The organism is Paenibacillus rhizoryzae, from assembly GCF_059686995.1.
Genome location: NZ_JCAALT010000006.1, coordinates 281,866 through 304,943 on the forward strand (window position 1 = coordinate 281,866; position 23,078 = coordinate 304,943).

General features: G+C 51.7%; 21 protein-coding genes. 3 read left to right on the top strand and 18 right to left on the bottom strand.

Annotation, left to right across the window (positions count from 1 at the left end):
- Window positions 1-63: 63 nt before the first annotated feature.
- The 4 genes from AC6ESO_RS19355 to AC6ESO_RS19370 form a co-directional block, all read right to left on the bottom strand.
- On the bottom strand, window positions 64-522 hold the full coding sequence (locus tag AC6ESO_RS19355) for a family 43 glycosylhydrolase (RefSeq protein WP_497092786.1): 459 nt from the start codon (window positions 520-522) through the stop codon (window positions 64-66).
- Window positions 522-1,142 carry a glycoside hydrolase family 43 protein gene (locus AC6ESO_RS19360; protein ID WP_497093009.1) on the bottom strand — a complete coding sequence of 207 codons (621 nt, stop codon included), beginning with the start codon at window positions 1,140-1,142 and terminating at the stop codon, window positions 522-524. The genes AC6ESO_RS19355 and AC6ESO_RS19360 overlap by 1 nt, the downstream gene beginning before the upstream one ends.
- A 243-nt stretch (window positions 1,143-1,385) precedes the next feature.
- Window positions 1,386-2,324, bottom strand: a complete 939-nt coding sequence (locus AC6ESO_RS19365) for an ArsR/SmtB family transcription factor (protein WP_497092787.1) — start codon at window positions 2,322-2,324, stop codon at window positions 1,386-1,388.
- A gap of 322 nt (window positions 2,325-2,646) precedes the next feature.
- Window positions 2,647-3,438, bottom strand: a complete 792-nt coding sequence (locus AC6ESO_RS19370) for a phytanoyl-CoA dioxygenase family protein (RefSeq protein WP_497092788.1) — start codon at window positions 3,436-3,438, stop codon at window positions 2,647-2,649.
- 1,009 nt (window positions 3,439-4,447) lie between these two features.
- On the opposite strand from AC6ESO_RS19370, the gene AC6ESO_RS19375 reads away from it, so the two are divergent.
- The 3 genes from AC6ESO_RS19375 (at window position 4,448) to AC6ESO_RS19385 (ending at window position 5,886) form a co-directional block, all read left to right on the top strand.
- A complete protein-coding gene (locus tag AC6ESO_RS19375; protein ID WP_497092789.1) occupies window positions 4,448-5,098 on the top strand; it encodes an HAD family hydrolase in 651 nt (216 codons plus the stop codon).
- Window positions 5,099-5,194: 96 nt separating this feature from the next.
- The gene (locus AC6ESO_RS19380) at window positions 5,195-5,563 is read left to right on the top strand and encodes a MerR family transcriptional regulator (protein ID WP_497092790.1); all 369 of its coding nucleotides are present in this window, start codon (window positions 5,195-5,197) and stop codon (window positions 5,561-5,563) included.
- Between the two features lie 5 nt (window positions 5,564-5,568).
- Window positions 5,569-5,886 (top strand): thioredoxin family protein, encoded by a 318-nt coding sequence (locus AC6ESO_RS19385; protein WP_497092791.1) that lies wholly within the window; start codon window positions 5,569-5,571, stop codon window positions 5,884-5,886.
- Between the two features lie 410 nt (window positions 5,887-6,296).
- Here AC6ESO_RS19385 and uvrA read toward each other — a convergent pair whose 3' ends face one another.
- From uvrA to AC6ESO_RS19455, 14 genes are all read right to left on the bottom strand, one after another.
- Window positions 6,297-9,194, bottom strand: a complete 2,898-nt coding sequence (gene uvrA, locus AC6ESO_RS19390) for an excinuclease ABC subunit UvrA (protein WP_497092792.1) — start codon at window positions 9,192-9,194, stop codon at window positions 6,297-6,299.
- A 5-nt stretch (window positions 9,195-9,199) separates the two neighbouring features.
- Window positions 9,200-10,159: a hypothetical protein gene (locus tag AC6ESO_RS19395; RefSeq protein ID WP_497092793.1), complete on the bottom strand. Its 960-nt coding sequence runs from the start codon at window positions 10,157-10,159 to the stop codon at window positions 9,200-9,202.
- 180 nt (window positions 10,160-10,339) lie between these two features.
- Window positions 10,340-11,008, bottom strand: coding sequence for a helix-turn-helix transcriptional regulator (locus AC6ESO_RS19400; protein WP_497092794.1), 669 nt, complete (start codon window positions 11,006-11,008; stop codon window positions 10,340-10,342).
- Window positions 11,009-11,047: 39 nt separating this feature from the next.
- Window positions 11,048-11,935 (bottom strand): ABC transporter permease subunit, encoded by an 888-nt coding sequence (locus AC6ESO_RS19405; RefSeq protein ID WP_494820942.1) that lies wholly within the window; start codon window positions 11,933-11,935, stop codon window positions 11,048-11,050.
- A gap of 18 nt (window positions 11,936-11,953) precedes the next feature.
- Complete coding sequence (locus AC6ESO_RS19410; protein WP_494820943.1) at window positions 11,954-12,853, bottom strand: ABC transporter permease subunit; 900 nt, start codon at window positions 12,851-12,853, stop codon at window positions 11,954-11,956.
- Between the two features lie 81 nt (window positions 12,854-12,934).
- Window positions 12,935-14,671, bottom strand: a complete 1,737-nt coding sequence (locus tag AC6ESO_RS19415; RefSeq protein WP_497092795.1) for a type 2 periplasmic-binding domain-containing protein — start codon at window positions 14,669-14,671, stop codon at window positions 12,935-12,937.
- Window positions 14,672-14,849: 178 nt separating this feature from the next.
- The gene (locus tag AC6ESO_RS19420; RefSeq protein WP_497092796.1) at window positions 14,850-16,268 is read right to left on the bottom strand and encodes a response regulator transcription factor; all 1,419 of its coding nucleotides are present in this window, start codon (window positions 16,266-16,268) and stop codon (window positions 14,850-14,852) included.
- The gene (locus tag AC6ESO_RS19425; protein ID WP_497092797.1) at window positions 16,265-17,986 is read right to left on the bottom strand and encodes a cache domain-containing sensor histidine kinase; all 1,722 of its coding nucleotides are present in this window, start codon (window positions 17,984-17,986) and stop codon (window positions 16,265-16,267) included. The genes AC6ESO_RS19420 and AC6ESO_RS19425 overlap by 4 nt, the downstream gene beginning before the upstream one ends.
- A gap of 189 nt (window positions 17,987-18,175) precedes the next feature.
- Window positions 18,176-18,997 carry a type II pantothenate kinase gene (coaW, locus tag AC6ESO_RS19430; protein WP_497092798.1) on the bottom strand — a complete coding sequence of 274 codons (822 nt, stop codon included), beginning with the start codon at window positions 18,995-18,997 and terminating at the stop codon, window positions 18,176-18,178.
- A gap of 26 nt (window positions 18,998-19,023) precedes the next feature.
- On the bottom strand, window positions 19,024-19,599 hold the full coding sequence (locus tag AC6ESO_RS19435; protein WP_497093010.1) for a serine hydrolase domain-containing protein: 576 nt from the start codon (window positions 19,597-19,599) through the stop codon (window positions 19,024-19,026).
- A complete protein-coding gene (locus AC6ESO_RS19440) occupies window positions 19,512-19,856 on the bottom strand; it encodes a hypothetical protein (protein ID WP_497092799.1) in 345 nt (114 codons plus the stop codon). Before AC6ESO_RS19440 ends, AC6ESO_RS19435 begins: the two co-directional genes overlap by 88 nt.
- 118 nt (window positions 19,857-19,974) lie before the next feature.
- The gene (locus tag AC6ESO_RS19445; protein ID WP_497092800.1) at window positions 19,975-20,799 is read right to left on the bottom strand and encodes a sugar phosphate isomerase/epimerase family protein; all 825 of its coding nucleotides are present in this window, start codon (window positions 20,797-20,799) and stop codon (window positions 19,975-19,977) included.
- The gene (locus tag AC6ESO_RS19450) at window positions 20,796-21,872 is read right to left on the bottom strand and encodes a Gfo/Idh/MocA family protein (protein WP_497092801.1); all 1,077 of its coding nucleotides are present in this window, start codon (window positions 21,870-21,872) and stop codon (window positions 20,796-20,798) included. Before AC6ESO_RS19450 ends, AC6ESO_RS19445 begins: the two co-directional genes overlap by 4 nt.
- On the bottom strand, window positions 21,869-22,783 hold the full coding sequence (locus AC6ESO_RS19455; protein ID WP_497092802.1) for a sugar phosphate isomerase/epimerase family protein: 915 nt from the start codon (window positions 22,781-22,783) through the stop codon (window positions 21,869-21,871). Before AC6ESO_RS19455 ends, AC6ESO_RS19450 begins: the two co-directional genes overlap by 4 nt.
- Window positions 22,784-23,078: the final 295 nt, after the last annotated feature.

The window sequence follows — 23,078 nt, forward strand, 5'->3', positions numbered from 1 at the left end:
CCGTCTGTCCAATCGATTCGGTCCAGCATCAGTACGCGACTCTTATAAGCCGTATCTGTTTTTTTAAGGCCCTAGCGGGTGATCCGCGGCCGCGACGCCAATCCCCATTCCTTTCAACGGATCGCCGTCATTCACTTTAGTAGAGTAGTACACATAATATTTTCCCTTGTAGAAGGTCAGATGGGGCGCCCACATATAATCGAGCGTTGCCCAAGATGGGAGCTGCTCGGACGTGAATACGGCTCCTTTCCTCTCCCAATGCACGAGATCCGCAGATTGCAGAATCGGGAACGGGAACGTAACGACATTGCCGTCATAGTTACTTTGGGTCGAAATCGCATAATAATAGCCATCTTCCGCTTTCATCGCGGTCGGATCAGGTGCATCGTGATCGAAGATAGGATTGGTGTACGCCGTATTGCCATTCTGCTGTTCCTTATGGTGATAGAACCACCAAGCGGCTGCAGCTAGAACGATGAGGATAAGCAATAAGGCCGTCATTCTCGGTTTGCTTCGCATCATTAGCCAATTTCCTCCGAGCCCTCTCCGGATGGAACAGGATAGTCGACGCCGGAGGCAAGCGGTTTACCGAAGTCCGGATAGCCCGCTGCTGTCCAACCGAACTTCTGCATGCGAGGCTGTCTCATGCCCGCACCGCCCTCCGACTGCGGAATCGCATGATAGACGATCCAATCCTCGAGGCCATCCGGCGATTGCGTGAAGCTGTTATGGCCGGGAGCATATACGGCGCTTTCCGTACATTTCGCGAATACCGGTTGAGTGCTTTTAGTCCATGAATTCGGATCAAGCAGGTTGCTTGATGTATCCGCCGCAAGCATGCCTAATGAGTACTCGTCCGACCAAGTCGTACTGGCAGAGTAGATGAGGAAGACCTTTCCGTTTCGAACGAGGAAACAAGGGCCTTCATTGATCGCCATTCCGCCTTGCTTCTCCCACTCGAATTCCGGTTTTGTCAGCAATACCTCGGGTCCTGTCAGCGTCCACGGATTGGTCATCAAAGCAGCGTAAATCGCAGAGCCATATTCGGGAAAATGTCCGTAGCCGGCATACATAAAGTACAGCTTTCCATCGTGTTCCAGAATCGTTCCGTCCAGTCCGGAAAAGTTATAAACAACTTTTATGTTTCAATCGAAATATTGGAGTACCGCTTATGATAAATTTGCAGATTCCCATCTCGAATTTGCAAGAAACGATTCCATTCCCCCATCCAGATAGCCAATAATGCCATTAACCAAAACATGTCTTGCATTATAAAACAAATTATATGTTCTCTTCACAATCAATGTCAACGCTTTCTAACAACTTTATTGTTATTAATAACAAAAAACAAGCGCTAATGCGCTGTTATAAACAACTATGTTGTTTTACTCAGTCATGGCAGGCTCATAATGAACCTTCATAATAATGTCCTGGTCATAGTTTCCGAATCCGCGGCCGAATAGATTGAGCCCGCCCTTGTGGATGGCATCCGGCTTCACGCCGACTTTGAACCGTATATTCGGCTGAGCATCGATGTGCAGATCTTGCAGCTTTACATCCGAAACCTTGTGATTATCCACCGTGCTCTTGTCCTTGTCGACCCGGAACGTCTTTAACAGTCCGTATTGCGTGCTGCTGTCATGCCACCATTCCGGATTGTTCTTGCCTCTGCTGTCGCCGAAATCACCGGGAGATGTCCACGTCCCCACTTCGACGTCATTGATCCAAACCGTAATATCCGACGGCCAGTCATTATTGAAATTAGGGGCCTCCGAACAAAGCTCCAGCGAGAATTCGATCGCTTTCATATCAATGTTCCGCGGCAGCGAGCGAGGAAACCGGTATTCGATCCAGCCTTGTCTCAGCCAGACGATCTGCGCGGTCCGGCATTCCGGATGAAAGAAGCTGGCCGGATCGTCTTCGGGAATGACCATCGTCTCGCTATTGGCGATCCCGCAAGTCGGGTGTACTTCAACATCGACGTAATGGCCGATCGGCATTTCGATTTCGAAAATTTGTTCCTTCTTTATGTAGCCCTTGATCGGGTTCAATACCATTCTGACGTCGTCGAAATTCCGCTTGCATACTTTCATCGCGCCGCGGCTTGCCGGCAAAATTTCCGTCAGTATAAGGCCCGCCTCTTCCAGAACCTTTACGTTCACGCCGGCCGTGGATACCGGAATGCCCAATTTCTCGCCGATCTCATTTATGTTCATATTGTTATGGTTCAAAAGCAGCTTAATAATCTTCAATCTGGTATGCGACGAAAGCGCATGCGCCACCTTAACTAGTTCATCCGGTTCGTTGATAGACAGTTCCAGCATCGAGCGTTCCCCATTTATAATATGTTTTATGTTTCTTAGCATAAACTGAATGCCTTCAGCATAACACCCGCAAAAATCGTTTGTAAAGTCTATTAATCTTCTTATTGCGCAGTATTGACCATTTGGAGATGAAGCAGACATTTGGCGTTTCGGCCTACAAAAAAGGAGACCCGCAGCAACGGGCCGCGGGTCTTAAAAGAATATATATAATAGGGGGTTGAGTCTTATTATAGGCGCCGAAGATTAAAACCAGATGAATTTGGCATGTCAGTTACATTACAATTGCGTTGCAATAATTACCCAGAAGTTGGATAAATGCATGTTAAGCAAGCTTCGGCATTAAGCCTCCTTGAATCTTGTCGCCCACTTCCCAGCCGAGGCCGTCTGTGCACACATGCCCCGCTCCGCTATAGCTCGTGCCGTCCTTAAGAAAGACGATGGCAAGTGCACGGCGCGGCTTCTCGGAATTGTTCGCATGTGCGAAATGGAAGGTCATGCCGTCGTGGAACGTACAGCTGCCCGCTTTCATACGGCAGATTACAGCCGTGTTGCGGTCCGCATCCCTCGCGCCTTCTTGCGAGAAAATATCCTCAGGCGTAACGAGATCAACGCCTTTCAGGTTGCGGATCTTCTGCGATTTCGGAACGAACATCATGCAGCCATTGTTCTCATCGACATCGTCAAGCGCAATCCATATCGAGAAGGCGACCATCGGATCCGTATCTTTAATCGGCCAGTAAGGTCTGTCTTGATGCCAAGGCGTTACTTTGGAATCCCCCGGCATCTTGAGCAGCGCATGGTCATGGAAGAGTCGAATGCCTTCGAACCCGGTCAGCTGCTTGCCCATATCCGCGAAACGCTCTCCGAGCACGAATCGTGCCATGCCTCCATGATCCCGCCACGTGTTCACGCGCTGGTTCAGCACCTTGTAATACGCGCCTCCGGCTTGATCGGTTTGCAGCCCGCGAGCGCCTTTGTTATTCATCGTTTCGTCCATATATTCGCGAAGCTCGGCAAGCTCTTCTTGCGAAAGAATATTATCGACCTGCACGAAGCCATTTTCTCTGTAAAATTCCACATGCTCGTTAGTCAGTTGGATTTTCGAATTCAACATGCTCTCAAGTCCCCTTTATGAATCGGATATATCTTCAATTTACACCCGAAACGTCCGTTCATCTTGGAGGATATGGGATAAAACTAAGACGATCTGCCAATTAGAGCGATTCATGCGTAGATTCCGCTGCAGTCCCATCTCGATAACCGAATTCAATTAAGCAATTGTTGTTGAGATCGTATCGGTTTCCTGTCATGCACATCACGTGCGCCTCCTGCTCCGTGCCATATCTTCTCCAGGCACTGAAATCATAGATGATTTAAAATATATCTATCTATTATCGTGATATTCAATAGATCGTCTATAATATATGGATTGTCCACCAATCCACGGCCACGGGATTCGGTTAGTTCGGGAGCTGAGAGTTGGATTTTCCTACTCTCAGCTCTTTTTTGGCGCGGTTCCGCCGCTGAGAGTCGCATTTTGCGATTCTCAGCTTCCGGCGAGGGCAGGGTTAGGTTAGTTGGGGAGCTGAGAGTTCGATTTTCCTACTCTCAGCTCTTTTTTGGTGGGTTTTCACCGCTGAGAGTCGTGTTTTGAGACTCTCAGCCTCCGGCGGGGGCGGAATTCCGTTAGTTGGGGAGCTGAGAGTTCGATTTCCGTACTCTCAGCTGCTTTTTGGCAGGGGTTGGGTTAGTTTGGGAGCTGAGAGTTGGATTCCCCTACTCTCAGCTCTTTTTTGGCGCGGTTTCGCCGCTTAGGGTCGCGTTTTGCGACTCTCAGCCTCCGGCGAGGGCGGGTTGGGTTAGTTTGGGAGCTGAGAGTCCGATTTTCGAACTCTCAGCTCTTTTTGGTTTGTTTTCGCTACTGAGAGTCACATTTTGTGACTCTCAGCTTCCTCGGGCGGGGGTGAGGACGGGAGAGGCGGGATTGGCGGAGACAGGGTTAAGCTTATTCGAGAGCTTAGGGGCTTTTTTCTTGTAAATAAGCATGATAGAATGCGTACACACGCAGCAACTACTTCCGGCAATCATCCAATTCAACAATCCCATATGAAGGGGCTGCTCCTATGGTTCCATTAAAGCGACAAGGTATTATTTTGGATATGGATAACACGCTTCTCCGCTCGCGCATTGACTTCAAGCAGATGAAGAACGAGGTTCACACGTTGTTAGTCCGAGATGGCATTATCACGGAAGATCTTCCGCTAAATGAATTTACGGCGTCCACACTCATTGAGCATGCCCGGTTATCGCCGAAGTTCACGGGAGAAACAGAGCAGGCGGTTTGGACAATTGTGGCGGAGTTAGAACAAGTGGGGATGAAGGATGCGGGGCTGGAACCCGGTGTCATTGAACTCCTCAAGCAGCTGCAAGATGACTTCCACCTAACGATTCTCACTAACAATTCGTATGCCGCCGCCATACAAGCGCTCCGTTCCACGGGAATCGAGATGTTTTTCGAGCATGTTATTGGCCGCGAGCAAGCAGTAACCATGAAGCCCTCACCATTGGGCATCCATCATATTCTTGGACGCTATCCTCACCTTTCACAGGAGGATTGGTTGTCCGTTGGCGATGCCTGGATTGATGGTAAAGCCGCGATGGAAGCAGGCATCCGATTTATTGCTTATCAGGCCAATCAACCGGAGCTGGAACGAAGAGGCGTTGTTCCGCTCGGACATATCGATGAACTCCATCAGCTCTTGCGATATCTGTAGCAATGAAGTTAGCTTCATAAATTAGAACTTGACTCTGACATTAATGTCACCCTTTATAATGAGCTGGAAACCAGGTATTGCGAAGAGAGGATGCCCATGAAAATCGGTCAATTAGCCAAAGAAACAGGAGTGAGCATTCGTTCCCTCCGTTACTATGAACAGCAAGGCTTGATCTCCCCGCTGCGTCAAGCCAACGGTTATCGTGAATATTCACCCTTAACCGTTCACACGGTGGAGACGATCAAGCTCTATCTGAACTTGGGCCTGACGACGGAGCAAATTGCCGGGTTTCTTACTTGTGTCTTGCGGAACAAGGAAGCATTTTGCAGTGAAATCATGCCGGTTTATGAACGGAAGCTGGCAGAGATTGATGCACAAATTATGCAGTTAAATCAAATCCGAACGAATTTAGTCGATCGGATTGCCGCCGTTCAGTCGGAAACCATCGCCTCAAGCAAGGAGTGAGTTTTATGGGAATTGAACAAGCCCGGAGCATGGAGCATCTGCATCAACTCGTTGAGAATGGGGTCGTGCTGGTCGATTACGGCGCGCCCCACTGTCCGCCATGCCATGCGCTGCTTCCCGTACTGGAAGAATTAGGCGCGGAACTGGAGCATCAGCTTCGCATCGCGTACGTCGACTGCGATAAACTGCCAGAAGCCGCTGCTTCAGCCGGCGTCATGGGCACGCCGACCGTTATTGTCTTCAAGAACGGACAGCCCATGGATAAACTGGTTGGTCTACGGTCCAAAGCAGCCTATCGCCTGGCGGCCGAAAGACAGTTCTAGCAACAACGCGAAAAAGGTGGTGCAGATTTATGTATCTGCACCGCCTTAAGCTGTCGAGATAGTAGAAAAAAACTCCTTCTCTCGCCCATCATCTTGCACCCGCGAAAATCTAACGAACCGAAGGGGCGTTATTTGGCCGAATTTCGGGGCTTCGAGAATCTAACGAACCATAGAGGCGTTATTTCGGCATAATGGGATCCTAATACTCAAAAAACCGTCAAATAGAGCCCCTACGGTTCGTTAGCATTTTTTCGGAGCCATAAATGGACAAATAAGCGCTGTACGGTTCGTTAGAGTATTCAGGACGCCTAAACCCGCCGTTTAATAAACGGCGGGTTTCTCTACAATAAGAGCTATTTCGCGTAGTTACGCGGCTGTCGGCAAAACAAGAGAACCTGCCCCTCATCCACTCAGCCTACCGCCTGCGACTCCACCGCCAACATTTCGCGCAGAAACTTACCGGTCAGCGAGCCTTCCGTACGCGCCACTTCCTCAGGTGTGCCGGATGCGACGACCATGCCGCCTTTCTTGCCGCCCTCCGGCCCCATGTCGATGACATGATCGGCCACCTTGATCAGATCCAGATGATGCTCGATTACCACGACGGTGTGCCCCGCTTCTACGAGCTGATGAAGACAATCGATGAGCTTCTGAATATCGCTCAGATGCAGACCTGTAGTCGGCTCATCCAGCACGTACAGATTGTGCGAGCCCCGGACAATCTTGCTTAGCTCCGTCGCCAGCTTGATCCGCTGCGCTTCACCGCCGGACAGCGTAGTAGACGATTGGCCAAGGCGCAGATAGCCAAGTCCCAGCTGGTGCAGCACTTTCAATTTATGTTGAATATAAGACTGATCATCGAAGAATCGAACGGCATCCTCGATGCTCATCTCCAGCACCTGCGCGATATTCTTCTCGCGAATCCGAACATCGAGCACTTCCTCGTTGAACCGTGCTCCTTTGCAAACAGGACATACCGACTCGACATCCGGCATGAACTGGAGCGCCGTCGTTACAATACCTTCGCCCTGACAGTTCTCGCAGCGTCCGCCGTTCTTCTGGTTAAAGCTGAAGTCATTCTTCGCTAGCGACTTCCCCGCTGCGCTGGCAGCAGCCGCATAAAGCTCACGAATCTTATCGAAGAACCCGACATACGTCGCAGGGTTCGAACGCGAGCTGCGCCCAATCGGAGACTGGTCGATGTTGATAATACCCGTCAAATGCTCATGGCCGGTCAGCTCGTCATGCTCGCCAGGAACAATACGCGCATCTTGGAAGGTCGCATAGAGCTGCTTGCAGATGACCTCATTGATCAGCGTGCTTTTGCCGGAACCGGAGACACCCGTGATGCAGACGAGCACGCCTAGCGGCAAATCGACATCTACGTTGCGCAGATTGTTCGCTCTCGCGCCTCGCAGGGACAGCATCCGGCCATCCGACTGACGGCGCGCAGCTGGAACCTCGATTCGCCGCACCCCCGCCAGAAACGAGCCGGTGATGGAATCGGGATTCGCCCGCAGCTGCTCTGCAGTGCCCTCAGCAGTAATGCGGCCGCCTTGCAGCCCCGGCTCCGGTCCGACCTCAATAATATGGTCGGCACTTTTGATCGTATCCAAATCATGCTCGACTACGATAATCGTATTCCCGATATCGCGCAGCTTCTTAAGCGTGTCGATGATGCGAATACTATCCCTCGCATGCAGCCCAATGCTCGGTTCATCCAGTACATACAGCATCCCCATCAGACCCGAGCTGATCTGCGTAGAGAGCCGGATACGCTGCGCTTCACCGCCCGATATCGTATCGGAGCGGCGGCCAAGGCTCAAATAATCAAGGCCGATATCCAGCAGCAGATCGATCCTTGAATCGATCTCCGCGACGATCTGCTTACCCACAACCGCATGTTGAGGCGCGAACGTAATGTTCTTCAAGAACATGCTCAGCTCAAGCAAAGAGCTATTGCAGAGCTGATGCAGATCGGCATCGCCGACCTTCACAGCGAATCGCTGAGGCCGCAGCTTGCGTCCATCGCAATCCGGGCACGTATGTTCAACCATCACCCGTTTGTAGAACTCGTCATCCCCGGCAGACTGCTCTTTACGCTTCAAGTAAAGCTTATACCACCAGTTGATGGTATGAACCATACCGTTGAAAGTCATCATTTTGCCAGCATGGCGTTCTTGCGATTTAGTCGCTTCTTCGCCCGGAATGAAAGGGAACTTCTCTCCTTTCGACCCATACATCATAATGTTCTTGGCCGCCTCAGACAGCTCCCTATAAGGCGTATCCAAACTGAACCCGTAGTGTACGGCCGCGCTGCGAACAATCGACCAATGCCAGGTACCGGTGCTGGTGCCGAGCAGCTTCTGATCAATCGCTCCCTTGTTGATGCTCTTGTCCGGGTTCTTCACCAGAAACTTAACTTCGGCGCGCATGAATGTACCAAGTCCGCCGCAGGTCCGGCAAGCGCTATTGGGATCGTTGAAGGAGAAATAGCTCGACTGCAGCTCTCCCATCGTCAGATGATGCTCCGGGCAAGCAAAGCCCCGATAGAACTTATCTTCATCAACCTGTACACCATCCGGTACATGAACGATCTCAAAGCGAATGAACCCTTCTCCCACCAGCTTCAAGCTGTTCTCGATCGTTTTGGCAAGCGCCTTGAAGGCGTCCGCTTGGACGATGACTTTATCGACGACGACCTCGATTCTATACTCCGCTTCCTCTTCAAGCTCGATCGGATCACCGAGGCTATGCCTGGTCCCTTCGATACGAACGGTTCGAAAGCCCTTCGAACGAATCTCATCCAGCGTTGTTTCGTAGTTCTCACCGAAGATTTTGTACACCGGCGCCAGCACCTCAAGCTCCGTCCCTTTCGGCAGCTGCTTGATATGATCGATCATCTGCTCCGCCGACCGAATCGGCACGGGATGCTCGCAGAAGGGACAGCAGGCCTCGCCTACCGAGGCGAAGAGCAGCCGCATGAAGTCATAGATATCCGTCATGGTGCCGACGGTGGACCTCGGATTGACGATCCCCTTCTTCTGTTCAATGGCGATAACAGGGGACAAGCCGAACACGAAGTCGACGTCCGGTTTCTTCAACTGATTCATCCGGCTTTTGGCGAAGGTCGAAAGCGACTCGAGAAACCGGCGCTGTCCTTCCCCATAGATAACATCGAAGGCCAATGAAGATTTGCCCGAACCGCTGACCCCGGTAATGACCGTGAGCTGGTCCCGCGGAATATCGACGTCAATGTTCTTCAGATTATTCTGCCTTGCACCGCGTACCTCGATAAACTTCTTCATCCGCGCTAGCCCCTCTCCCACTCTGGAAACTCGTCGCTCTCCACTAAGTACGCCGGTTCAAGCAGCATAATCCGGCTCTTCGGCGTGGCCTTCGTCTCTGATTCCATCTTCATTAGCAGCCCTCGATCCGCAAGCCAATCACATATCGTTGTTGCAGAGCCCGTGTCGGTCTCGATAACCGGCTTAAACTTCAAAACAATATCCGTGACGGTGCGGACATCCGCTTCTTCCTTCAAATATGCGAGCATCGGCTGGAAGAGCTTCTCAGCCCTAGCGTTCAAATACCCATTGATCTGATCGATTGCGGATTGAACGCCAGCCTCCGTAACCTTACCGAGCACCATCTCCGTGTAGATCACACGGAAGAAGTCCGGGTTGTAGGTGAGCGCCTGTTTGACCGCCTCCCGCATAGGCACATCCTCGTTCAGCAGCACCTCGATCTGCGACAAGACATCGACCATCTTAATAATCCAGAAAGCACTGTAAACCGCGTCCCGTTTCACATACAGCCACTTCTCCGCCTTAGCCAGTAGCCCAAGCGAATACCCTCCGAGCTGCTGCAGCTGAAGCTGCCTGTCGCGCTCGCCGACAATCCGTATTTGTTCAAAATATTCCGTAATCGAAGCATCCTTCGTGAACAACAGCGTACTGCGATAAAGCATCGACTGCGAAATGGAGCCGCCCACGGATCGTTCGATCCAGCGCTTGAACTCATTGCGAGTCTGAATGCTGGCGTTAATAGGGACATCATTCTCCACGAAGCACATATAACCCGAACCCAGCTTCTGATCATGCACGATCAGCTTTAAATCGATGTCCGATTTCTCCCATACTTGGTCATACGATAAGCTGCCAAGCAGCACAGCCGCAATCACTTGATCATCCTTCTTGACCTTCTCGATGAACTGGTTCAATGCTTCCCGAAACAGCGCGGTCGTTTGCTCGCCGAATTTCTGTAAGCCCACGTTCGTCCTCCTCCAAAGTCAGTACTAGAGTCACCCTCAAATCTTCCATAGATATACAAAGTATCCTTAAGTTTCATAGTTGTCAATATAGCATTATTTATTCATTTGCTAGAGTTCCGCGCGCGAAAAAACCGCTGTAGCAGATTATCCTGCTACAGCGGTTCTCCGTACCATCCTATTCTATCGCGCATACGCCTCACGATACTGCGCGGGCGTAAGCAGCGAATGCTTCTTGAAGACGCGCGTGAAATGCGCGGGAGAGCCAAACCCTACCTTGCGCGCGATCTCGTGAACCTTCAATCGCGGCGATTCTTTCAAGTATCGCTTCGCCCGCGTCAGCTTCGCCTCGGCGACGTAATCGAACAGCGCGCGCCCGGTCGTCTGCTTATACAATCGGCATAGATAGCTCGGATTGAAGTAGACCGTCTCGGCGAGCCTCGTTAACGACAGATCCTCGTCGAGATGCTTCTCAATGTAGGCGTGCAGGCTTTCCAGCCATCCGCCTTCATCCCGGTAGCCGGGACATTGAAGCAGCGCGCCTGCGAATGCCCGCAAGTAATCGGCAGCCTGCCTCGCCGAGCTGTGGGCATCCCAGCGCAGAAGCGCATCCGCGTCCAGCGGCTCAAGCTCCGCGAAGGAGATGCCGTTCTTATGCATAAATGCTAGAAACTGAGCGGCCAAAATCATATACGCTTCCAGCCATACTTCTTTCTCCGTTTCCGGGATCGCGGCGAACAGCGAATCGAATTGTTTGAAATACGCGCTCCGCTCGCCGCCTTCCAAGGAGGCCCGAAGGCCTTCTCCCTGTTTCAGCAAGTCCCCGAAGCTAATCGAGTTTGTTTGTCGCATAGCTAGCTGCAAACCTCCTTTGCCAGCCGGTACCCTCGCTTATTCCTTAACGGAACCCAGCATAATACCGGAGATGAAGAACCGCTGCAGGAATGGATAGACAAGCATGATCGGCAGCATGGAAGCGAAGATTTTGGCCGCTCCCAATGTTTTGTCAGATACCGATGCCAAGCGCTTCACGTCTTCAATCGATTTAATCAGCGTCGGATCGATCCGTACAACAATCTGCTGCATGTAAGTCTGGAGCGGAATACTGTCCTCATGGTTGATGAAGATGAGTCCGAGCATAAATTCATTCCACACGGTTACGATCAGGAACAGCGTCGTTGTCGCAAGCACCGGCATGGATAGCGGCATATAGATGCGGAACACTTTGAACCACGGGCCAGCGCCATCCATCGAGGCCGACTCATCAAGCTCTTTGGGAATGCTGCGGAAATAGTTCACGATCAGAATGACGTTAAATACGTTAACCAGCATTGGGAGCACGAGCACCCAGAACGAGTTCATCAGTCCCATCTGACGGATAACGAGGTAGAACGGAATTAATCCGCCGTTAAACATCATCGAGAAGATCAGCAGCCACATATAGACGTCGCGGAGCTTGAACTCTCTCTTCGAGCGGGACAGCGGGTAAGCCATCAGCAGCGAAATGAAGAAGCTGATTAAGCAGGTGACGCCTACCCGTTTGACCGAAATCCAGAACGATTGAAAGAATACATTGTCCTCAAACAATTTCATGTAAGAATCAACGGTGAAGCCCTTCGGAAAGAAAGTGACAAAGCCGGCCATCGCTTTCGCTGGCGAGCTGAAGGAAATCGCCAAGTTATGAATGATCGGGAACAAAGATGAGAACGAAATGAGCGCAAGAATGAGAATCAGAACAGCTTCTGCTGCTTTGGTGCCCATCGTTTGATTGCGGACCATGCGGAATTCCTCCTTCTGCTAGAAAATGCGATAGTTGGCTAATCGACTGGCCAGACCATATGAGATGATAATCAGCACAAAGCTGACGCCTGATTTCAATAAACCGATAGCTGTTCCGACCTCATAATGCCCTTCCTCGATACCGGCCCTAAACACGTACGTGTCGATGATGTCGGAGGAATCGTAGACCAGCGTGTTGTACAGATTGAATATTTGATCAAAACCGGCATTCAGTACGTTTTGCAAACTGAGCGTGCCGACCAGAACGATCGTGGTTGCGATGCCCGGCAGTGTGACGTATTTCAGCTTCTGCATCCGAGTTGCGCCGTCAATGTCGGCTGCCTCGTATAGCGAAGGATTAATACCTGTCAGTGCCGCCAAATAGATAATCGTGCCAAAGCCGAACTCTTTCCATATATCGGAGCCGACAATGATGGTACGGAACCAGAAGTTGTCACCCATAAACATAATCTCGTTAACGCCAAACTTGCCAAGCAATTGATTAACAATGCCGTCTACGGCGAAGAAATCTCTTAGAATACCCGCAAGCAGAACCCATGAAAGGAAGTGCGGCAAATAAACGATGGTTTGAACCGTACGCTTAAACCAATGGATGCGCAGTTCATTGAGCATGAGTGCAAATACGATTGGAATAAAGAAGCCGAAAGCAATCTTCATTAGCGCGATGATGACCGTATTCTTAAAAACGCGTAACGCTACAGGCGTGTCAAAGACGAAGGAGTAGTTCTCCCAGCCTGTCCATGGCGAACTCCAAATTCCTTTAGTCGGAATAAAATGTTTGAACGCCAGCACAATGCCGCCCATAGGCCAGATTGTAAATAATAAGACAAGCAACATGCCGGGGAGCAGCATCAGGTTAAAATGGATTTGCTCAGACCATTTGCGGCGCACTCGCATTACCTCCGCTTCAGATATCATTCGTAATGAATAGAAGGACGCAAGACACTGCCTCGCGTCCTTCCACCATTCAAGTACAGGTTATTTGCTTAATGCTTCGTTGATTTCTTTCAAGATATCGTCTCCGCCTTGCGCTTTCCAATCCTTCACGAATTGATCGAACTCGGCATCTGCATCGGCTTTACCCATAATGATGCGGTGGTAGGCCTTCATTTGCAGCTCGTTCAGCGCAGTCAGCTTCTTCTCCATCGTCGGCGTTTGGCCGTCGAAAGCGGAGTAGACGGTATTGAATCCCAGCTTGGATGCGGAACCCATGGCGTCATACCAGCTGCGCGTATTTTGCCATTGCAGCACGTTCTTGCTTGCCGGCTGCGTTTGCAGCTCGTCAATGAACTTCTTGATGTTCAGGAATGCATCGTTGTTCTTGAACGGAAGCGTTGCCGGATCCTTCTCGCCGTTGACGGCAGCTACGATGTCATTCGCTTGGTTAAGGATTTCGTCCGTACGCAGGATCGACATGCCGCCCCATACGGTTGCTTTCTCGTTGGCGTCTTTATACTTTTCTTGCGTCGTTTTGATCCACCATTCCGTATCGTCGTTTTCGTTGACGACATTCAGCCATTTCATTGGCAGTTCCGGGTATTTGAAGCCTTTCTTAACGACCATGACGGAACCGGATGTGTTCATCGCGCCCATGTTCAGCTTGCCGTTTGTTTTGGCAGGGATTGCATATGGCTTCCAATCCGCATCAGGAACGTTCTGCAGCGTCATGAACAATGGATACCATACGCCCCACCATGCTTGACCGACGATGCCTGCGCGGCCGCTTGCCAGAACCTCTTGCAGCTGACCTGTATCTTTAAGCGCGAAGTCTTTCTCGATCAGACCTTCTTTGTAGAAGTTAGCGATGAGCTTCAAGCTGTCTTTAATTTGCGGTTGGATACCGCCGTATACGACTTTGTCGGATGCATCCTTATAGAACAGGCGAGGGAAAGCTTCGAATTGGTCGAAAATGTAGCCGGGACCGAACAAACCGTCTGTCTCCGTTTGCATCTGCATCGCCATCGGTACCGTTGTGCCATTGCCAGCCGGATCTTTCTCTTTGAACGCTTTGGCGATTGCCTCCACGTCTTCGATCGTCTTCGGCTCGGCCAGGTTCAGCTTCTTGCGCCAGTCGTCGCGAACCCATACAAAGTTGAAGTTCTCCAAACTGCCTTGGCTCGGAATGCCGTAAAGCTTGCCATCGACCTTGTATAGATCGAGACCGCGGTTGTCTGCGGATGCGAAAGCTTCTTTGATGGCCGGTGAAGCATATTGGTCATAGACAGCAGTCATATCCTCGATCATGTCGGCTTCCACGAGGCGCTTCACAGTTGCTTGAACCTCCGTGATGCTCTTGCCGACGATTTGGAAGACATCCGGGATATCGTTTCCGCCAATGGAAAGATCAAGCTTCTTCTTGTAAGCGTCACCATCTTGCGGCGCCATCCACACGAATTTAGGCTTCACATTCAACTTCTCTTCCATGAATTTGTTAAAGACGTTCTCTTCATACGATTCGCCCTCAGGGAACTTCGGATTGTTCATTGTCGGTCTAATCGTTGTAAATTCAATCAGTTCCGGATACTTGCCGAATGGATCCGCTGCAACCGCTGGTTCAGCTGCCGGTTCTGTTGTCTCTGTCGTTTCAGCCGTTGTATTGGTTTTGTTGCCTTCCGCCGTGTTGCTCGCTGCATTGTTGTTTCCGGCATTGTTGCCGCATGCGCTTACAAAAACCATAAGCCCAAGCAAACTCAAACTTGCCCACTTTTTAATCATTCTGTCAAAAGCCCCTCTCTATGACAATGAATATAGTGTTTGATTCGATTCCAATCATAACGCGCTTTGAGCAGGGGGCAGTACAGAAAAAACGCATCTCCTGACTGAACTTTGTCAGAACATGCGTCCTTCATCGTACAATTTTCACTGGTCGGCAGACATTTTTCACATTCGCGCCTTACTTGCCTACCGGCGGCCAATGCATAAACTCATCCAGCGCTGCTTCTTCTTCGCGGTAAGCTCGCGGTGAACGGCCTGTTTCCTGCCGGAATAGCTTACGGAAATACGATTCGTCGGCGAACCCGCATTTGGCCGCAATCTCCTGAATGGCTTGACTGCTATGAACGAGTAATCGTTTAGCCTGATCCATCCGAAGCATCCGCATGAAATCGTTATAAGTAGCGCCGGTAGTCCGTTTGAAGCAGTCGCTGAAATAGCCGCGGCTAAGGTGTACCTCCGCAGCAGCCTCCTCCTGCGTAACCCCTTCATCCAAGCGCAGCAGCGACCATTCGATCGATTGGATCATTCTCGCCGTAATATCCTTATCGATGCCGCTCTGATCCAGAATAGCTCGAAGGGAACGACGAACGCGCTGCAGGAAGTTTTGCCACTGCGCCCAGGTTTGCAAGCCGCCGAGCTCCAGCAGCAGCTCGTCCCGTTCCGTCCATCTCAGCATGCTTCTCCACGCCCAGACCGTCTGGTGAATCATGCCGCACAGCTTGTTGGGATCCGGTCTTTGCTCGGCAATTTGCTCGAGAAACGTTTGGAATGCCTCATCCTGAAACAGCCAGTCGAAATTCCGCCAGCCTTTGATCCAGTCCTCCCGAACCGGCTTGGTTTCCCATAGCAGTACATCCTGCATGGAATCATGCACGGCTGCGGCCGACTGGGTTGTCGCCATCACGTAGAAGGAGTGACGCTTGATATAGGTATCCAGCACCGACTTGAGCCGGCTTCGATCCTTCACGCCAACCTGATGCAGGCAAAATACCGCCCAGCGTGCCGACAAACCCGCCTGTGCCTCCCCTTCCGGCTGAAACGCCAGCTCCTCCGTAAACCAGGCGTTGCCTTGCAGGGCGACGAGCGGTTTGTCGTTCAAGCCGGGCTGCGCGTACAGCTCCTGCACTTTGCAGTCGGCCTTGAGCGCGAGCAGCAGCGTAACCGATGACTGCGCTGGGGAAGGCGCCGGCTGCGCGCGGGAAGCCTTCTCTTCCCGGTCCGCGAGAAGGCGCTCGGCAATGCGTCCGAACAACCGGTCGAGCTTCTCATCGTCGAGCTCCGTCTTCACGATATAATCAATCGCGCCTAGCCGCAGCGCATCCTGTACATATTGAAAATCTTGATGACAGGTGAGAATCGCCGTTTCCGTATTCGGAAACCGCTCCTTCACGATGCGCATCAGCTCAAAGCCCGACATTCCCGGCATCGACAAATCGGTGACGAGCAAATCGACCTGCTCATGCTCCATCCAAGCCAGCGCCTTCGCTCCGCCTTCAAAGTCGGCGGCAACCTCCATCCCATGCTTCTGCCATGGAAGAATATGAATTAATCCTTTGCGTACGATATGCTCATCATCGACCAGTATGGCTCGGATCATGGCTGCTCGCCTCCCTTCCCTGTCCATATTTCAATTGTAATTGCCGTCCCCTCGCCAAGCTTGCTTTCGATTCGCAGTCCTGAATTCTCTCCATAGTAAGCTTGAATTAATCGATGCACGAAGCTTAACCCGATGCCCATCCCGACCGATCGTGAGTCCGGGTGTTTCTCTTCGAGCAGCGATTGCAGCCGTTCCTCCGACATGCCTTCCCCGTTATCGGATACGCACATCGTAATCCCGCCCCCCGGATGAGGCTCGATCCGAACGCTAATGGTGCCGTCTTGGTTGCGGAAGCCGTGATAAATCGCATTCTCGACGAGCGGCTGCAGCACAAACCGCGGGATCAGGACATCCAGCGTCGACGGATTCACATCCATTTGCACTTCAAACTGATGGCTGTAACGGATGCTCTGCAGCGCCATATAGTCGTTGATATTATCGACTTCTTCCTGCACGCGCACATGCGTCCCTTCTTTGCCCAGGTTGTAATGCAGAATGCGGGTGAAATGAGTGATCAGCTTCACAATCTCATTTTGCTTATTCATCTTGGCAATGACCTGCACCGTGTTCAGCGTATTATGGATAAAATGCGGGTTGATCTGATGCCGCAGCTTCTCGACCTCCACATTGCTCCTGGCCTTCTCCCGGCGCTCGATTTCCTTGAGCAAATCGAATACGCGCTCTTTCATCGCATAGAATCGGCCCAGCACCTCGTCGAACTCACGAAGCCGCAGCCATTTCTGCGGACGATAGGAAGGGTTGTCCCCTACCCACTCAATCTCTCGGCGGAATACATGAAGCGGTCGATAGACCGTCCGCCAACAGATGTAGGCAAGCAGCAAGCTGAGGAGCAGCGTAAACAAACCGACGGTAACGAATTTGCCAAGCCAAGAGTTGATCTCCTTCTGAAAAGCATCGCCCTTCATAATGACGGCAATCTTCCAGCCTTGCTCGCTGGCTGCGATGAACCGCAGATCATCGGAAGCCTTATCTTCCATCCTAAACTTAGCAAACAGCGGGAATTTTGCGCGGTCTTCGCTAAATACGATCCGGTTCTCGGCATCAAGCAGCAGATGCTTAACGGGCTCGCCATATTGCACGTCGTCGAACAACCGCTTCAAAGTGTTAAAGTTGCTTTCCGTATAGACATAAAACGAGGAATTCGTATCAAAATCATTCACTTTGCGGGCGATGGAGAATACTTGCGTATTGTCCGTATTATACTTGTCTGTCGATCGATGCGGCGCAAAGTAGGAGACACCGTTCGCTTCCAGCAGCAGCGGATTGTCGAACATCGTGATCTTGTCCATCATCGGATAGCTTTGAATAAAGGAATGATTATTCTTCGCATCTACCAGGGCAATCGCTCCGGCGTACGGGCTTGTGTAGTTGATAAGCGACATCCGATCCTGCACAAGCAGCAAAATATCGGTTTTGCGAATCTGATCGTCCGTGGTCAAATACTCTTGGATGCGCGAGGTGATGGTTTTGTCCAGCGCCAGCTGCTGTGAAGCGAAATTCATATTTTTCAAAATATTATCGAGGCTGACTAGCTCCTTCTTCACATTCTCGTTAATCCCATTCTTCAGCTTGTTTTCCATAAAGGAATGAAACGAATAGTAGGACATGCTCCCGATCAAAGCCAAGGGCACAACGGAGCTGAGCAGCAAGATGGCGATCATGCGACCTTTAATGGAATCTCGCAACAACGACAGCATAGGATTACCTCGTTTTCTGAAGGGGATGGCGCTTGTAGGTGAAGTTGTATTTCAGTTTATCAGAGAAATCCGCCTTTTTGTAAGCACTTTTTTTTCCTGTTGTGGGATTGGACGAGGTGAATTCATTATCTTACCGGTGATTTGGAGCGAAAAAAAACGGGTTTCCGTCGAAACGGATTCCCGGTCTGGTTAATTCGATACATTCAGAAGCGCACCAATGGCTCCGCTGTATTCGCCATTCTTGATGAATAGCGGAGTGGCGCCGCGCAGCCTGGTGTACCCTTCGACAACCTCTTTTAGGAGATTGTTCTGAATAAACGATGAACCTACGAAAATAATAGACGCAATATCATATTGAGCGGCCGCAAGCACGCTGGCTGTCGCCACCGTCTCCCCAACAAGCCCCACTACGGAAGCTAGCAGCTCTTCCTTAGATAACGTATCGGTAGCTGCTACTGCGAAGACTCTTCCGAAGTTGCTTGCGGTCAAATCCCCCGGTATCGGAGGCTCCGCGCCTTGATAAATATGTTTGACCTTCAAGTCGATACGGTCCCGATCTCCCGCTGCCGCGAGCTGGATGAGCTCATGATAATCCGTGATTCCGGTTAACACCTGAGACAGTCCCATAAGGGTTCCGCCGCCAACGCCGGTTCCGCCAAGCCGCTTCTGAGCGCTATGGTCGAAATAGTGAATCGACGTGCCTGTTCCAACGTTGGTCAGGATGTGCGCCTCTTCGGTTACGCCTGATTGCTGAAGCAGGTATCGCACACCGCTGCATGTGGCTTCAAACTCCACCATGCCAAGCGACGGTTTCCCCAGCATGGACTGCAGCAGGCTAGCTTTTCCACCTGTTATGCTGATCTGCGCCTCGTCACCGAAAGCCTTAATCCAACTCGCAACTTGCTCTAGCTGCATTGCCGGAAACGTCATAAACGAGATTGACTCGTCCTGTTTAGAAGTATAAGCCAGTTTAATTAATGTGCCGCCGGCATCGACACCGATTTTTACCATGTTACAGACACTTCGCTTTCTTTATTCTACTGAACGCCAGACCCGATTATGGTCATGGTCGGATGCAAGGACTCCGGTACAAAATCTTCAATGCCCGGAACGAATACGACCGCAACCAAGTTATGCTCAGGATCGACGGTGAACATCGACCAGCCATAGCCGTGATGGGAGAAGGTTCGCGCCGACATCGTGCCGATGCGTTCGCCGTCCAAGAACAGCCCGAGTCCTTCCGCCGTCATTTGCCGAACGAGTTGCTCGCTTAAGATACGTTTTCCCGCATATACGCCGTTATTTAGGAGCATCTCGGCCATCTTCCGTATATCGTCCAAACTAGATAATAACCCGCCGCAAGCCATTGGTATAGTCCCTCCGCGAAAAAGAGGCGAATCCAACCAGTCTGCTTCCCGAGGAAATACAAGCGAAACAGGCGGTTTATGTTCAGGCGGAAGCTTAAATGAAGTCATCGTCATCCCAAGCGGCTTAAGGATCTGTTCCTCTACGAATTGCTCATAGGTCATGCCGGAAACCAGCGCAATAATGAGCCCCAGCAGAACAAAACCAACGTTAGAATAGCTTGACTCGCTGCCTGGTTCCGTCGCCAGACTTCGCTCGGTGAGGCGTGTTTTCCAATCCGGTGTCGTTTCACGATCGATTGGACGGGTCTAATCGCGTTCACGCTGAACGGCTTTGCTTTTGCACCGTCTGCTGAACCCAATGCCTCCTTCGCAACAACTTCGCCGTCAATCGAAACAACGAAACTTGCGCCTTGCAGCCGTTCTTGATCAATTAGCGTCTGAAGATGCTCCTTCAAGGAGCGAATAATGTCCGAGTTGTACCGGCCCGTTCTGGTCTCTGCCATTATTATAACGCCTCCATCAACTATTCCCATTCTATCCTCATACATTCGGTAGCAGCATGAAATATCCTTTACAGCGAAAAACCCATGAACATTGTCCACGGGCTTAGCCTTGCACTAGCTACGTCGTTACCGCCGGAAAAGCTTCCTTAATGCGATCATAAAGCTTCACGGCATCCTCCATCACGTCGAATTGATCCGTCTGCAAATATTCGATGGAGAAGCCGCCCCGATAGCCGCGCTGCTTCAGTTCTTCGAGAACCCGATTGAAATCGACCTCTCCGGTACCGAAGCGAACCTGCATCTGATCCCTTGCCGCATCGCGCAGATGAACGTGAGCTGCCCGATCTAGAAATACAAACGTCTCTTCGAGCGGCACTCCTTGCATTACAAAATGGGTTGGATCGTAAACGATCGGCAGCTCGGGCATTAGCTCCATAAGGCGAACGCACTGCTCCATCGTCTCGAACGGACTGTTTACGTGGAACTCCAGCGCCATCCGGATGCCTTCTGCATTCGCAATCTCGAGTTGCTCTCGAAGGGATGCGATGCAATCGCCCAGCACCTCTTCCCAAGGACGGGAACGATCGGGCTGCCGCGGCTGGATCGCTGCGATGTTGATTTGGAGTGCTTTCATCCACTGCATTAAGCCGGCCGTTTCCGCCTTCCTGCGGGATATGCCTTCCGGCGAACGGTCATGAAGCTGCGGGGATACACCGCTGTTGGTGGCCACAGGCTGTAGGTTATATTGAGCTAAAAGTTGCTTGGACCGGCTAATTTGTTCGGCTTGGTCTTGTTCTGTTTGGAGCTCACTCGTGTTGACGTGAACCCAGCCGTCGATGGCGAGAATGTCTACGTAGCGGAAGCCGGCTGAAGAGATGGACGCCAGTGCCTCTTCAAAGCCGGAGCCGCAGCGGACGGAGGTGGAGCATGCAATGATACTCATGGCGCTGTCACCGCATCTTCCAGCATAATATCAAGCGGGAAACGGTCTTGGTTCAGCGGCAGCTCGATTCTGCGGCCAAGTCTTGCCGACTCGTATGCGGCCATGACAACCTCCATAACGTTGATTGCAGTGGATGCTGCAAGCGGATGCGGAGCGCCGGTTTGCATCGAGATTGCCAACTGGCGGAACACGCCGGGGAGTCCATCGTTAAAGTCATTCGGGGCATCCAGCTCGGCGGCGCGGAAACCACCGGCCTGCGCATCTTGAATTTGTACCTGAGGGTTCGCGCTATCGCCGGCCCGCCACAAGCGGCCTTGATCGCCGATTGCCTCAATGTCTTGGTAGTCGCTGCCCGGCAGCCTCGCATCGCCTGTCAGAAACTCTGCGCGGATGCCGCTCTCGAACTCCAGCGTCACCATCATGCCGCTTTCGACCGCATGACCGTACCTGCGGCCGGTAAAGATGGCGTAATCGTATTGATCCGGTAAGCCGGGTTCTACGTCTTGTCTGAACATGGCGGCAAGCACCCATTTTACTTTGTCGTCGCCTGTAAGACTGAGCAGGATATCCACGCTGTGCGTGCCATCGCTTAAGAAATCACCCGCGCAAGTTGCACGCAGCAGGCGCGGCTTGCCGATTGCACCCTCTTGCATTAGTCTGCGCATCGTCATAAATGGTGCAGACATCCGGCGCTGGTGGCCGATAATGAGCAGGGTATCGTTAGCTTCACATACCTGCATCATTTTGCGGGCATCCCCGATGTTAACCGCCATCGGTTTCTCGCAGTAAACGGCCTTCACACCCGCTTCCGCGGCCATGATCGTAAGACGCGCGTGAGAGCCGGTCGGCGTAGCGATGATAACTACATCCGGCTGCAGCTCTTGCAGCATGAGGGTGAAATCCGTATAAATCGCCGCAGAACCGCCGGTTTGAGCAGCAGCATCGCGCGCTGTATCTGCGTTTAGATCGCATAGGCCGGCAAGCTCAAACTCAGGCAGCAGGGCGATCGCTTTGGCATGGTTCAAACCCATTCGGCAGCCGATCACGACTGCGCGTAATTTTGCTTCACTCATTGCAAGATCTCTCCTTTGGCGATAGGTTCAAGGGATTGTATGAAACGAAGGGAGCGCTCCAGGCATAGCTGGGGATCCATATCCATAGGGCTAATCATCTCCACTTCCATGACCAGCTTATCCTTTAGCGGTGCATGCTTCATAAGCAGCTCGTAACATTCGCGCAGCGGAACGTCACCGTCGCCAAGCGCGGCTCCCTTCACTTCAAATTGAAGCGGATAGACATCCGGACGCGGTCCTACGATGTGATCCTTAAAGTGCGTGCCAATGGTGTACGGCGCTGCAAGTTCGAATGCGGGAAGCGGACGTTCTCCAATTAAGTAGGTATTGCCGGTATCCAAGTAAATGTAGAGCTGTTTGGTCGCTTCGCAAAGCTGAACCACGTCGGCGATGTAATAATCGCCGTGATTTTCCACGCTTAGCGGTGCTCCGAGCTCGGCGCAAATGGCCGCAAGCGGCGCCATCGCTTCCGATACGCGAGCAAGCTTGTCTTCGAGCGGCATCACACGGTCAAAACGATGACCGGCTCGCATCCCCGTCGTTACAATCTGGCCCCGCATAAGCGGCAGGCATAAGCGCAGCTGCTCCTCGATGCGCTCCGTCTCCCGTTCCCGCTCGTCTTTGCTGGCGTTTAAGTAGTCAAATCCGATGCGTGGCGTCAGCTGCAGCCCATGTTTGGTCAACTCTTCACCTATATAATCACGGCGTGCCTCGTCCATTTTTGCCATTTCACTCAAGTCTATGCCGGTCGTGACAAGCCCATGCCGCTTCAAGAAGTCGAGTTTCCCCAGCACCGAGTCGTCACCCTGCCGAATAAAACCGTGGTACCATACGAGCGCATACCCCCATGTTAACGGACGGCGTGCCCCTCTCCCGTTCGACCAATCCGGACTGCCATTAGCTAAAACCATTGTAGCGTCTCATCCCTTCTATCCCAGAACTTCAGCCAAAATGGACACATTCGGCCTTTGACTTGATTGTAGCAACTGCCCCGCTGCGGTACCATGCGTCAATATTGACATCCGTTGCATTTCATTTACATATGACGAGAGCTGAGAGTCGCTTACCCGACTCTCAGCTCTCAAACTAACCCAACCTCACCCGCAACAGCCTCCGAGAATCGCCAAATCCGACTTTCAGCCGCTAAAGCTTGCTTTTCGAAGCTGAGAGTAGGAAATACCGACTCTCAGCTTTCAAACTAACCTC